The organism is Fluviicola sp., assembly GCF_030151805.1.
Taxonomy (GTDB): Bacteria; Bacteroidota; Bacteroidia; order Flavobacteriales_D; family Crocinitomicaceae; genus Fluviicola.
This window is the reverse complement of record NZ_JASLCN010000292.1, coordinates 1-12,231: the sequence shown is the minus strand read 5'-3', so window position 1 is coordinate 12,231 and position 12,231 is coordinate 1. Positions and strand designations below refer to the sequence as shown.

Here is a 12,231-nt window from a genome sequence, read left to right as displayed (position 1 = left end):
TCGGATGGTTCTTACAAAACATTGAATCAGTACCAGGCATTGATTCAGGAGATTAAAACCCGCGGAGATATTACAACTGTTCAGTATGAAGATACGGGTTACCAGGAATTGATTGACTGGAAATGGATTTTCGCATTGATCATCGCGTTGCTAACAACAGAATGGTTCCTGAGACGCTGGTGGGGAAGCTATTAAATAATTACGAATTACGTCCCGATAGCTATCGGGGATGCGAATTACGAATTGATATTGTTAGCTCTGTTATTTCTTGAAAAATAACTCAGGAAAAACGCTTTGAGGTTCTTTTTTCGAGAAGCGGAGTTTGAAGAACGATTTGAGATACCCCGTTCCGTAGCCGTAAAACTGAATGCAGACAGATATGATGGAATAAAATCCGACTTTCACATTCTGGTTTTGGATGGAAGAAAGCACTCCAATCAAGATAAAATACAAAAGGTATAAGTAAACAGGAATGTTTATTCCGAAAAGCAATAATGCCAGTGAAAGGATTGCTCCGCAAAGAAACAATGACGGAAACCAAAACGTAATTTTCTTGTATTCCGGATGCCAGGCATCCAAAATAGGGCGGGCCTTCCCGAATTTATTGACCTGCTTGTAAAACTTCTGCCAATCGATTCTTCGCTTGTGATATACAAACGAATTGGTGAAAAGCCTGGTGCTGTAGCCTTGTTTCCAAAGTCTGATCGACAAATCGGGATCTTCTCCCGGATGAATGTTGCCAAAACCACCTGTCGACTCAAATGCTTTGCGGGATAACCCCATGTTGAAGCTTCTCGGCTGAAACTTCGTCAATGTTTCTGATTTTCCTCTAATGCCGCCGGTTGTGATAAAGGAAGTCATCACAAAATTGATTGCTTTTTGAATATCGCTGAATGAATCCAAAGCCGCATCAGGACCCCCGAAACAATCGACATAATTCTTCGTTAGATTTTCATCCACGCTTTGCAAGTATCCGGGAGGAATGATGCAATCTGAGTCCAGGATGATAAAATAGTCGCCTTTTGCATTGCTCATTCCGAAATTCCGTGAATCTCCCGGGCCGCTGTTTGGCTTGAAGTAGTAGGAAATAGATAGCTTTTCAGCATATTTCTCCACAACACTCTGGCAAGTTACGGATGAACCATCTTCAATAATGACAATTTCATACGGATCGCTATAGGTTTGTGCAGCGAGACTTGCAAGTAATTCTTCAACCTCGTCAGGGCGGTTATACACCGGAACTATCAGCGAAAAAAACATCATCAGATTTTACTTTTGGCAAAGTTACTCTTAATTTATCTGCCGGTTTGTTTTCCGGCAGAAGAAATATGAGTGGATTTTACTTTTTCAGAATATCGTTTGCCATCATTTGTTTGACAGTTCTTTCCATGCCTTCAACTGATCCATCCAGGAAAATGACATTTCCATTGCCTTTTTCTGCAAATTCTTTCACGGCTTCTGTCCACATGGAGAACAAAATCAACGAAGTATCCAGATCTGCTGCTTTCATTTTCTCAGCCGCTTCTGTCATACCTTGTGCAACTTCTTCACGGAACAGGGCAATTCCCTGACCTTTCAACTGAGCTGCTTCTTTTTCAGCTTGTGCTGCAATTTTGATTGCATTTCCTTCTGCTTCAGCCGCTTTTGTTTTGGTAATCAACAATGCCTGACCTTCATTTTCGGCAGCCGCTTTCAGGTTATTCGATGCCACTACTTTTGCCATGGATGTTGTGATTTCAGCATCAAAGGTAATATCGTTCAATTGTAAGTCAATCAGGTGGAATCCCCATGTTTCTAATGTGTGGTCCAAACTTTCTTTCACATCAGCAACAATTTCACCGCGCAATAACAGAATTTCAGCTTGTTTTTTTGTTGCAACAAATCCGCGAACAGAACCTTCAATGGTACGGATCAAGGCCTGGATAAAACTCCGCTGATCGACGAACTTGAAAGCTACGTTTTTAATCGTTTCTTCTTCTGCATTCAAAACAGAATAAACCAGCATCGCTTTGAAATATACATTTGCCTGGTCTTGTGTAATTGCCTGGAATTCCATTTCAATCGCACGATTCTGAATAGAAACACGGTTATTCAAACGTTCAAAGAACGGAATTCGAACATTTAATCCGGGTTTCATGATTCTTCGGTATTTTCCGAACATGGTAACAACAGCAATAGTTCCTTGTTGAACAGTTACAAAACTGAAAATAAGAAGGAGTGCAGCAACTCCGATTAGGATGTATTTAACTTCGATCATAAAAAGTGATTTGTAACAAACTTAGTTATAATTCAAAGTGCAAATTGAAAATTGAAAAATTAAAATGATAAAGGGGGAATTTATGGCTTAAATGGGGAAATTTAATTGAATTGTGAACAAGTTTGGCTAGCTGTTTAAGATTATTTAAAAAAACTTTTTGTCTGTTATAAAATAAACTGAAAAGAAAACCGTTAGAATAAAAAAACGCACTTTAATAAGCCTATGGTAAATAAATACTTGACAAACATGCAAACACAGGAAGTTACTGAGATTGCGAATCCATCCGCAGCCGTAATCAGTCAGATTCTGAATTACAGCAAATCATTGGAGGTGAAGAAATTAAAGCGCAAAAAAGTGCTTGTAAATTTAAACTAGAAAAGAAAGCCCCTTAAATGGGGCTTTTTTGTTTTTAACCGGGTACTTTTTCGTATTCAAGAGTTCCCAGAGTTTCTTGTGTAATAACACGTTTTTTAGCATCGAAATAATCAATCGAAAATACAATTGGCAGAATGCCAGCGATGATTGTGAGGCTTTTTCCGTCGGAAGATAATTTCCATTTCCCTTTGTGAACATCTTCACCGGTAAGACTTTGAAACTGGTGTTTTTTTTCGAGAAAAACCTGGAACACCTGGTCTGTGTGAAAATGATCCTGCAGGTTTTTTTCTTTCCCGTTTTGAGTCCATTTGACCAATTTCCATTTTCCGATCAGTTCTGCTTCGGTTTGGGCGTTAATGGAAAAAGACAATAGAATGATAATGAGTGAAATCGTGTTTTTCATGATTCTGCTGTTTTTCCAAAAATACTATTTTGAATTTATTTTTTTGAGTGGACGTAATATTGCGGAATTGCATTTGGATTCGATTTTTCTATCATTAAGTTATTAATTTTCAGTATTTTAAATTAATTTTATTTAAGCGGTTGTTTAACTCTGTCCCAATATTGGGAAATTACTTTTTGACGATCATTTTTTGCGTTTCCATTAATCAGTCGGGTTAAAAACAAAAAAGCATCATCCATTTCTGAATGATGCTTTCCAATTATTTCTTTTTTCGAACTACCAGATCTTAGCAACCTTTTCGTCCGGGTTTCTCATTTTATCTCCCGGTTTCACATTGAATGCAGCGAAGAACTCAGGGCAATTCATCAACGGTCCGTTTACGCGGAACATTCCCGGAGAATGCGGATCCGTTGCAATCCGTTTTTTCAATTCAGCTTCTGTATAATTGATTTTCCACAACTGAGCATAAGCAATGAAGAAACGTTGAGCAGGAGTGTAGCCGTCAATGATGACATTCTTTTTGAAATCGTCTGTCATGGTATAAGCATAATACGCCATTGTCAAACCTCCCAAATCGGCAATGTTTTCGCCCATTGTCAATTCCGGGTTCACACAGTTATCTGAAATAGGGCAGAACGAACCGAACGTTTTACCCAAAATCTCTGTTTTGGAAACAAACTTCACTTTGTCTGCTTCTTTCCACCAATCATTGTAGCTTCCGTCTGCAGCGAATTTAGATCCGTTGTCATCGAAACCATGCGTGAATTCGTGTCCGATCACCATTCCGATTCTTCCGTAGTTCACAGCATCTTCTGCATTTTCGTCGAAGAATGGCGGTTGCATAATTCCAGCCGGGAATGCGATTTCATTCAAAAGTGGGTGATAATAAGCATTTACCAAATGTGCAGGCATTTCCCATTCCTTGCGGTTTACCGGTTTGTGCAATTTCTCCAGGTTTTCCTTGAACGAGAAATAACGGCAATTGTCAATGTTTGCAACATAATCAACGGAACTGATTGTCAAACCTTTGTAGCTTTTCCATTCGTCCGGGAAACCTAGTTTTCTTCCGATGGCATTCAATTTCGTTAAAGCTTCTTTTTTCGTGTCTTCTGACATCCAATCCAATCCCTGAATACGCGTTCTGAAGCTGACCAACAAATTGTCCACCATTGTGTTTACCTTCTTTTTGGCGTTTTCAGAAAAAGTCTTATCGACAAATGCTTTTCCAAGCAATTCGCTTAAAGCTGAACCTGTGATTTCGTCGATACAACGATCTTCAATCGGTTTCATAGCGCTTGTTCCGCTCAAAACTCCACTGTAGAAATCAAAATTGTGTTTTACCCATACTTCGTCCAATTTTCCGGCATAGGAATTAATCGTACACCAGGAAAGGTAGTTTTTCCATGAATTCACCGAAACTTTGTCAACCATTACATTGATTTGTTTCATGAAGTCCGGCTGACTAACAATCAGTGAGTCAAAGCTTTCACATCCGATCTTTGAAAGATAGGATTCGAAATCAAACCTCGGCATCAATTTCACCAATTGGTCCAGCGACATTTTGTTGTAAGTCTTTTCCGGTAAACGGGATTCTGCAGGAGTCATCATGGCATTGGCAAGTTCTTTTTCAAAATTGAAAATATCATTCGCCTTTGTTTTTGCCGCACTTTCAGATTCTCCCAACAACTGATAGGATTTTTGAATATGAATGATGTAAGCGTCGCGGATGGATTGTTTATTATCCTGGAAATAGTAATCACGGTTTGGTAAACCGATTCCTCCCTGGCCAATATATGCAACGTTTTTATCGACATTTTTTAGATCCTGCCCGATTCCAAAACCAAAGATTGATTCGATTGCCAATTGATGTTGTTTTGCAATAACGTCCACAAATTCATCCTTGGATTTCAATTCGTCTATTTTAACCAAACGCAGTTTCAATGGCTGAATTCCGGTTGCATTTCTGACTTTCATATCCGTGTATGAAGTGAAATAATCACCCAATAACTGATTTTGATTTCCTGCAGATCTGTCTGTTGCATTTGTTGCATCTTCCAGGATTTGCTTCAGAGTTGCTTTGTTTCGCTTATCCAATTCATTAAAACTTCCCCAACGGGATTCCGTGTTCGGAACAGGATTGTTTTTACACCAGGTTCCGTTTGCAAACTGGAAAAAATCTTCCTGTGGTTTTACAGACAAATCCATGTAAGAAACATCAATACTTGTTGGCTTTTGAGCAACTTCAGGAGTAGATGAAGCCGTTTTGTCCGGCGTTTCAACCACTGTTTTCGGTTGACAAGCAACCAAAGAAGCTGCAATAACCGTTAGAGGCAAAAATTTATTAACCATTATTTTCAGGGTTTAAAAGCATTTCAACATGAGGGATTTCGTCTTCGTAGTATTCTTTTCCCGTAGAAACGAAGCCGGATTTATTGTAGAATTTCTCCAAATGTTTTTGAGCGGAAATCCGAATCGGAACTTTCCCGAACTCTTCATAAACGAATTGAACACATTTTTCCATTAATTCAATTCCGACACCGGCTCCACGACATTCTGCTGTCAGAACAACACGCCCGATAGCAACTTCAGGAAATGAAATTCCCGGATGAAGAATGCGCGCAGTAGCAATCACATCTCCTTTTCCGTCACGAAGCAGCAAGTGGTAAGCCTTTTTGTCTTTTCCGTCCAGGTCCAGATAAGAGCAATTTTGTTCAACAACAAATGCTTTCAATCTCAATGCAATGATGTCATGAAACTCATTGATTGTTAGTTCTTTGTAAGGTTTGAATTGCCAGTCTAAATGCATCTGTTTTAATTTAAAATTGAAAATGTAAAATTGAAAAAATCAAAACTGAGAATTAAATTTTAATAAGTCTTGTCTTACTTTTCAATTCTCAATTTTAGAATTCTCAATTATGTTTGAATTACTCCAACATTATACGGTTTTTCAGCTTTCTTGTGATTTGCCATTTCAATTCCGACAGACAAGAATTCTCTGGTCTTCGCAGGATCGATGATTGCGTCTAACCACAAGCGGGAAGCGGCATAATAAGGGGAAATTTGTTCGTCGTAACGCGATTTGATCGTATTGTAAAGTTCTGCTTCTCTTTCAGGGGTGATTTCTTCTCCACGCGCTTTCAAAGAGGCCACTTCAATCTGCAACAATGTTTTTGCAGCAGCAGCACCGCTCATTACAGCAACTTCAGCAGTTGGCCAGCCAACGATTAAACGCGGATCATATGCTTTTCCGCACATCGCGTAGTTTCCAGCTCCGTATGAGTTTCCAACGATCACTGTGAATTTCGGTACTACCGAATTCGCCATCGCATTCACCATTTTTGCTCCGTCTTTGATGATTCCGGCATGTTCTGACTTGGAACCTACCATGAATCCGGAAACGTCCTGGAAGAAAATCAACGGAATATTCTTTTGATTACAATTCATGATGAAACGTGCCGCTTTATCGGCAGAATCATTGTAGATCACACCTCCGAATTGCATTTCGCCTTTTGCGTTTTTCGAAAGTTCACGCTGATTTGCTACGATTCCAACGCTCCAGCCATCCAAACGCGCATAAGCACATACGATGGTTTTTCCGTAATCGCTTTTGTATTCTGTCAAGCTTCCCTCATCGAAAATACTGTCCAAAATGTCGTGTACGTTGTAAGGTTTCGATCTTTCTGAAGGTAAAATTCCGTAAACTTTCTTTGCGTCTTCCTTCGGCGCAATGGATTCAATACGATCAAAACCGGCAGATTCCGGCGCACCGATCTGACTCATCATTTTGCGGATTGTCATCAGGCACTCTTCGTCGTTTGCTACCTTGTAGTCACAAACACCGGATATTTCGGTATGCGTGGTTGCTCCACCCAACGTTTCATTGTCGATATTTTCACCGATAGCTGCTTTCACCAGGTAAGATCCTGCAAGGAAAATTGTTCCTGTTTTATCTACGATCAATGATTCGTCAGACATAATCGGAAGGTAGGCACCACCGGCAACACAACTTCCCATTACAGCTGCAATCTGAGTGATTCCCATGGAGCTCATCACGGCATTGTTTCTGAAAATACGTCCGAAATGTTCCTTGTCCGGGAAAATTTCATCCTGCATCGGCAAGTAAACACCTGCTGAATCTACCAAATAAATGATCGGAAGTTTGTTTTCCATGGCAATTTCCTGCGCACGTAAGTTCTTTTTTCCTGTGATAGGAAACCAGGCTCCCGCTTTTACAGTTGCGTCGTTAGCAACAACGATACATTGTTTTCCGGATACTTTTCCAATCACCATGACAACACCGGCAGAGGGGCAGCCACCGTGTTCCTTGTACATTCCCATTCCTGCAAATGCACCAACTTCAAAGCGCGGGGTATTCGCATCAAGGAGCATATCTATTCGTTCTCGGGCGGTCATTTTTCCTTTTTCATGAAGGGCTGCGATCCGTTTTTCACCGCCTCCTTTCATGACTTTGGCTAATTCGGCTTCCATCCTGGAGATTTTTAGCCTCATTTCATCGTCATTCTTATTGAATTCCAATTCTTTTGCGTCAATTGCCATGTTTTTTCGTTTATAAGCGTCCCAAATATACACAATTCACTGTAGAAACTTTCTCAGAGATAAGTAAAGAATCCTTGATTTCTGAATTACTTTTGTTATATGCAAGATACATACAAGCACAAAGGAATGAGAAAGCAGTTGATTGAGCAATTGCGCCAGAAAGGAATTACCGATGAACGCGTTTTAACTGCCTTTGATGCTGTACCAAGACATTTCTTTTTAGACCTGGTATTCGAACAACAAGCTTATTCCAATGTTGCTTTTCAGATCGGGGCAGGGCAAACGATCTCGCATCCATACACGGTTGCTTTTCAAACATCCATCCTGGAGTTGAAAAAAGGGGAGAAGGTGTTGGAAATTGGTACAGGATCGGGATTTCAGACTTGTATTTTGTGTTCGATGGGAATGAAAGTGTTCTCGATCGAACGCCAGAAAGAATTGCATATTAAAGCAAAGAATATCATTGATCATTTCCGTTTCACTCCCAAATTGTTTTTTGGAGATGGGTATGAAGGAAAGGAAACATTTGCTCCTTTTGACAAAATCCTGGTTACTTGCGGCGCTCCGTTTATCCCGGAGAAGTTGGTTCAGCAATTGAAAGTAGGAGGAATGATGGTGATTCCTGTCGGAGATCTGGATTCCCAGGAAATGCATCGCATCACGAAGATTTCGGATTCGGAATACAAGGAAGAAGTATTCGGGAATTTCAGCTTTGTTCCGATGTTGGAGAAAACTGTGAGGTAGGTTTGGAATGTATGTTATTGGATAAATGATCTGTTTTCTGAAGGTGCAATATTTTTCTGGAGGCTAGTAAAAATGGGCTTTCCACATAATTTTATAAATTTATGTGGAAAGAAAAAATCAAATCATCGTTCTATTAAACTCTCATAAGCATTCTGAATCTCCACAAACTTCTCTGCAGCCATTTTTTGCTGTGATTCGGTTCCGGTGGCAAAATTATCCGGATGATGAATTTTGACTAGTTTCCGGTAAGCCTTCTTGATTTCTTCGATACTTGCACCTTGCTGAATTCCAAGAATATCGTAAGCGTATACTTTTGTGTCTTTTTGCTGATTTTTATTCGGATTTTCCTTTTTGTGCCTGGAATAAGCGGCGTAAATAGCAATGATTTTGGTGAGATTTTCCGGGGTGAGGTCCAGATCCTGATTGATTTGTTTCAGAAACACCAATTCACGCGAATTCATTTTTCCATTGATCAAAGCCAATCCGGTGAGGAAATAAATGATTTGCGAACGGGAACCTTCGTCTTGCAAATGCGTTTTCATCCAATCAGTAATTGTTTTGGTGCGAATGGGATATCGCAGTGAAAACAGGAGTGAATCGCCGAAATTGTAATTGGCAGCAGGAAAATAGCGGTTAAAATACTGGTTGATGAATTGGATTTTCTCTTTTGATTCCTGGTAATCCAATAGAATCAGTTTTGCTCCCAATGCCAGGTAAGCTTCCAGGTAATTGTCTTCCGTTGGTTTTAAACTTTGAGGAAAAATTCCTTTTCGCCAGGAGCGCGAATGCCTGGTTTTATAGGTATATAAAATGATTCCTCCAAAGAATGGAATTCCGAATAACAGGATGACCAACCAGTTTGGAAGTTCTGCCGCAGGTTCAAAAGTCAGAAGCTGAAATCGCATAGAAACGAATGTAACCAATTATTTAATCCAAAGAACTGCTTAAAGTAACAGTTGAGTGATTACATCCGGAAGTAATTGGAAATTTTACCTTTGTGTCAAACCAAAAAAACGCTGTATGCGGAATTTGAAGCGAATCACCCTCTTTTTTATCGTTTTATACATCCTTTTTATTCTGATGAATGGTTTCGAATTCTTTTGGAGTAGTCTGGGGATTTTCGATCCGTTAAAGAAATCATTGATCCCGTTTGCCGAACAGGAAGCGTGGGTTCATCAATGGCTAGATATCCTGGATTATGCAGGAAAATTAGTTTTCCTATTGTTATGCAATGATGTTGTAAGAAAGAATAAATGGGGAAAGGGGGATCATTTTCTGATCGTTTTGCTCAGTTTTGTCCCCATTGTTTATTTGATTTTATCGTTTATTCTTTGGAGGAAATTAAACCGGTATTTGTTTATCTATTCCGAAAAAGATTTCACCAAATCAGACCGTAAGATTATTCTGATTTGGGTTTTGATTCTCATTCGGGTGTTTGTTCCGATGGTTTATTTTGTTTTAGTCAATTATTCGGATTCGCCGGAGCTTGTTACGACCTTAGTCTCTTATCGGAATTACGGATTAATTGCCTCTACTGTCTTTGCACTGCTTTTTTCAATGGTGTATCTGTCATACTTTTGGGAATTCTGGAAAACAATCCGGGATGTTGGACCAAAAATAATTCCAATCAGCGAAAACCAATTGTTGGATAATTGAATTTGAGGAGGATTAACAATAAAGGACCAAATCGGTTCATTTGAATGATTATGAATAAAAAGTAACCATTTTTTTCTGGTATTTTCAACCATGTGCTTTTCTCAGCAACGTATCGGATTGGAACTTTTCAGTCATTTGGATCATGTATCATTGGGAATGACTTATTTTCTTGGAAAAATTAAAACAGATGATTCACCGTGTTATCGGGCGGTTTTGCAGGTGAATTGAATACATCATTTACAATTAGTTACACTTCTTTGAAAAAAAGTTTCATTTCTATGTCACCTTTTCGAATCTCGTTACACTAACTTTATCAAGAGACCAATTTAGCAACATGGCAGCCATGAAAAAGAAACGCTTCATGGAACTTTACGAACCGATACATGTGCGGTTTGAAAAGTTTTGTAAAGCGAGAGCGTACGGAAATTTTCACTTTAAGGATTTAATGCATGATGCATTGTTGGTCGCTTATGAACGTTTTGAATCCTTGAAGAATGACGACGCTTTCCTGCACTTTCTGTTTGGAATAACGATTCGCTTGCTCGCAAATGAAAACCGTAAGAAATCTACGGAACGATTTGTAGATAATCAGCAGGCTTATAATTATTCGGTTGAAAGTGATAGAACAGACAGACAACTGGAAATTAATTTATTATACGAAGCAATTTCGAAATTGCCCGATATTCAGAAAGAAAGTATCATTCTCTTCGAGATTTCAGGATTTTCAATCAGAGAAATTGCCGAATTACAACAATCTTCGGAAGATGCTGTGAAACAGCGCCTGGTTCGAAGCAGAAAAAAACTCTTGGAATTAATGACCGGGAAGCAGGAAGTTGAATTAAATAAAGTGAGTTATGACAGAAGATAAATTATCGGGTTTATTCGATGAGATTCGGAATGAGTCAGCTCAGACTTCCGTTTCCGAAGTAAATCAATGGATTGAAACTGCTGCGGCAGGTGCTGCAACGATTGGACTCTTAGCAACATTGAAATTATTTCTCATTAAAAAACCTTTGATTATGTGGTCAGCATTTGCAACCCTTGCTGGTGGCGCATCGTTAAGTGCAATCGTACTTTTCAGCCAACCGGAAGTAAAAGAAAAACAAGTCGATAAACCAGCGGTGAGCCATTCCCAGCCGGTAAAGAAATTTAACCCTGTTGAAACAGAAATAAAAGAAGAAACAATAACTCCCATATTGGAAGAGGCTCCAATTGAAAAAACAAAAGAGGAAGCGCCAGTTCTACCTGAAGATATGGGAGTTCGCATTCCTGCAAGGACACCCGAGTTAGAAACAAAAAAAGCACTGATCCTGAGCTTGAGAACTCCTCAAATAACCGGAGATTTTAACAAAATTGATGTGGCCGGAGCAATTTCAGTAGAATTGACCCAGGGTAATTCATGTAGCGTGGAAGTTACCCCGGAAACCGCGAAAGACCTGGTTCGTATTGAAATTAAAAACGGAACACTTCATTTGAGTAATGAGCCGAACAAAAGGAGTAACAGAAACGAGCGGATTATCGTTAAGGTAACGATGCCAACGCTCGAAAGAGTAGATATGAGCGGAGCAACAAACCTGGTTTCTATGAATCAATTCAATGTTAAATATTTGGTTATCGGCATGACCGGAGCCAGCGATTTGAAATTGAAAGTCAATGCGGCGACGCTCAAAGGCGATATTTCAGGTGCTACCAATCTAAAACTTGACGGAACTTGTGAAAACATGGATTTGGATTTATCCGGTGCAGCCCAGGCAAACTTATTCGATCTGTCCGCTAAAAAAGCAACTATCGACAATAGCGGTGCGGCACATGCAGAGATTTCCGTTTCGGAAGTACTGGTGTTGGACGGATCCGGAGCCAGTGTCACTTATTACCAGGTGAGTTCTGGTGCAGAAAAGATACGTGTGGATATCGAGACCAGCGGAAGCGCAACCGCAAAGAAAAAGTAACAGATTAAAAAGTGAAAAGGTCAGTTTTTTTGAACCTTACCTTTTACTCTTTAGAATTATAAAGAAGCTGTAACAAAGCAATAGTTAGGTTTACCATAAGTAGAGTTAAAGAAAAAGAAACAAAACGTTGTTTCAAAAAAGCCCCGACATTTATCGTCGGGGCTTTTTGTATTCTGAAATAAAAGTTGACTGAGTTAAGTCGAAGATGACTTTTATTTAATGTTCTAAGCTCGCCAAATAACGTTCAGCATCTAAAGCAGCCATACAACCTGTTCCTGCAGCAGTAATTG

General features: G+C 39.5%; 13 protein-coding genes. 6 read left to right on the top strand and 7 right to left on the bottom strand.

From position 1 onward, the window contains the following. Window positions 1-195: hypothetical protein (locus Q1V93_RS11305; protein ID WP_300664759.1), on the top strand; the 195-nt coding region annotated here is incomplete at its 5' end. 66 nt (window positions 196-261) lie between these two features. On the opposite strand, the gene Q1V93_RS11300 is transcribed toward Q1V93_RS11305, so the two are convergent. Next, window positions 262-1,260, bottom strand: coding sequence for a glycosyltransferase (locus tag Q1V93_RS11300; protein WP_300664761.1), 999 nt, complete (start codon window positions 1,258-1,260; stop codon window positions 262-264). 79 nt (window positions 1,261-1,339) lie between these two features. Beyond that, window positions 1,340-2,257 carry an SPFH domain-containing protein gene (locus Q1V93_RS11295; RefSeq protein WP_300664757.1) on the bottom strand — a complete coding sequence of 306 codons (918 nt, stop codon included), beginning with the start codon at window positions 2,255-2,257 and terminating at the stop codon, window positions 1,340-1,342. 246 nt (window positions 2,258-2,503) lie between these two features. On the opposite strand from Q1V93_RS11295, the gene Q1V93_RS11290 reads away from it, so the two are divergent. Continuing rightward, window positions 2,504-2,632 (top strand): hypothetical protein, encoded by a 129-nt coding sequence (locus tag Q1V93_RS11290; protein WP_300664755.1) that lies wholly within the window; start codon window positions 2,504-2,506, stop codon window positions 2,630-2,632. Window positions 2,633-2,666: 34 nt separating this feature from the next. On the opposite strand, the gene Q1V93_RS11285 is transcribed toward Q1V93_RS11290, so the two are convergent. The 4 genes from Q1V93_RS11285 to Q1V93_RS11270 form a co-directional block, all read right to left on the bottom strand. After that, entirely contained in the window at window positions 2,667-3,035 is a 369-nt protein-coding gene (locus Q1V93_RS11285) for a hypothetical protein (protein ID WP_300664753.1), read from the bottom strand. A 276-nt stretch (window positions 3,036-3,311) separates the two neighbouring features. Further along, window positions 3,312-5,384, bottom strand: coding sequence for a M13 family metallopeptidase (locus Q1V93_RS11280; protein WP_300664751.1), 2,073 nt, complete (start codon window positions 5,382-5,384; stop codon window positions 3,312-3,314). After that, entirely contained in the window at window positions 5,377-5,841 is a 465-nt protein-coding gene (locus tag Q1V93_RS11275; RefSeq protein WP_124745711.1) for a GNAT family N-acetyltransferase, read from the bottom strand. The genes Q1V93_RS11280 and Q1V93_RS11275 overlap by 8 nt, the downstream gene beginning before the upstream one ends. 107 nt (window positions 5,842-5,948) lie before the next feature. Continuing rightward, window positions 5,949-7,592 carry an acyl-CoA carboxylase subunit beta gene (locus Q1V93_RS11270; RefSeq protein ID WP_300664745.1) on the bottom strand — a complete coding sequence of 548 codons (1,644 nt, stop codon included), beginning with the start codon at window positions 7,590-7,592 and terminating at the stop codon, window positions 5,949-5,951. Window positions 7,593-7,691: 99 nt separating this feature from the next. On the opposite strand from Q1V93_RS11270, the gene Q1V93_RS11265 reads away from it, so the two are divergent. Next, on the top strand, window positions 7,692-8,336 hold the full coding sequence (locus tag Q1V93_RS11265; RefSeq protein ID WP_300664743.1) for a protein-L-isoaspartate(D-aspartate) O-methyltransferase: 645 nt from the start codon (window positions 7,692-7,694) through the stop codon (window positions 8,334-8,336). Window positions 8,337-8,458: 122 nt separating this feature from the next. On the opposite strand, the gene Q1V93_RS11260 is transcribed toward Q1V93_RS11265, so the two are convergent. After that, on the bottom strand, window positions 8,459-9,241 hold the full coding sequence (locus tag Q1V93_RS11260) for a DnaJ domain-containing protein (RefSeq protein WP_300664741.1): 783 nt from the start codon (window positions 9,239-9,241) through the stop codon (window positions 8,459-8,461). Window positions 9,242-9,356: 115 nt separating this feature from the next. Here Q1V93_RS11260 and Q1V93_RS11255 point away from each other — a divergent pair, with 115 nt between their 5' ends. The 3 genes from Q1V93_RS11255 (at window position 9,357) to Q1V93_RS11245 (ending at window position 11,941) form a co-directional block, all read left to right on the top strand. Next, on the top strand, window positions 9,357-9,992 hold the full coding sequence (locus tag Q1V93_RS11255; RefSeq protein ID WP_300664739.1) for a hypothetical protein: 636 nt from the start codon (window positions 9,357-9,359) through the stop codon (window positions 9,990-9,992). Between the two features lie 334 nt (window positions 9,993-10,326). After that, window positions 10,327-10,860 carry a sigma-70 family RNA polymerase sigma factor gene (locus Q1V93_RS11250; protein ID WP_300664737.1) on the top strand — a complete coding sequence of 178 codons (534 nt, stop codon included), beginning with the start codon at window positions 10,327-10,329 and terminating at the stop codon, window positions 10,858-10,860. Then, window positions 10,847-11,941, top strand: coding sequence for a head GIN domain-containing protein (locus Q1V93_RS11245; RefSeq protein ID WP_300664736.1), 1,095 nt, complete (start codon window positions 10,847-10,849; stop codon window positions 11,939-11,941). The genes Q1V93_RS11250 and Q1V93_RS11245 overlap by 14 nt, the downstream gene beginning before the upstream one ends. Window positions 11,942-12,231: the final 290 nt, after the last annotated feature.

Bases quoted from the DNA above. Each gene is read 5' to 3' on its own strand.
- Q1V93_RS11300 (WP_300664761.1), bottom strand. From the start codon at position 1,260: ATGTTTTTTTCGCTGATAGTTCCGGTGTATAACCGCCCTGACGAGGTT.
- Q1V93_RS11295 (WP_300664757.1), bottom strand. From the start codon at position 2,257: ATGATCGAAGTTAAATACATCCTAATCGGAGTTGCTGCACTCCTTCTT.
- Q1V93_RS11290 (WP_300664755.1), top strand. From the start codon at position 2,504: ATGCAAACACAGGAAGTTACTGAGATTGCGAATCCATCCGCAGCCGTA.
- Q1V93_RS11285 (WP_300664753.1), bottom strand. From the start codon at position 3,035: ATGAAAAACACGATTTCACTCATTATCATTCTATTGTCTTTTTCCATT.
- Q1V93_RS11280 (WP_300664751.1), bottom strand. From the start codon at position 5,384: ATGGTTAATAAATTTTTGCCTCTAACGGTTATTGCAGCTTCTTTGGTT.
- Q1V93_RS11275 (WP_124745711.1), bottom strand. From the start codon at position 5,841: ATGCATTTAGACTGGCAATTCAAACCTTACAAAGAACTAACAATCAAT.
- Q1V93_RS11270 (WP_300664745.1), bottom strand. From the start codon at position 7,592: ATGGCAATTGACGCAAAAGAATTGGAATTCAATAAGAATGACGATGAA.
- Q1V93_RS11265 (WP_300664743.1), top strand. From the start codon at position 7,692: ATGCAAGATACATACAAGCACAAAGGAATGAGAAAGCAGTTGATTGAG.
- Q1V93_RS11260 (WP_300664741.1), bottom strand. From the start codon at position 9,241: ATGCGATTTCAGCTTCTGACTTTTGAACCTGCGGCAGAACTTCCAAAC.
- Q1V93_RS11255 (WP_300664739.1), top strand. From the start codon at position 9,357: ATGCGGAATTTGAAGCGAATCACCCTCTTTTTTATCGTTTTATACATC.
- Q1V93_RS11250 (WP_300664737.1), top strand. From the start codon at position 10,327: ATGGCAGCCATGAAAAAGAAACGCTTCATGGAACTTTACGAACCGATA.
- Q1V93_RS11245 (WP_300664736.1), top strand. From the start codon at position 10,847: ATGACAGAAGATAAATTATCGGGTTTATTCGATGAGATTCGGAATGAG.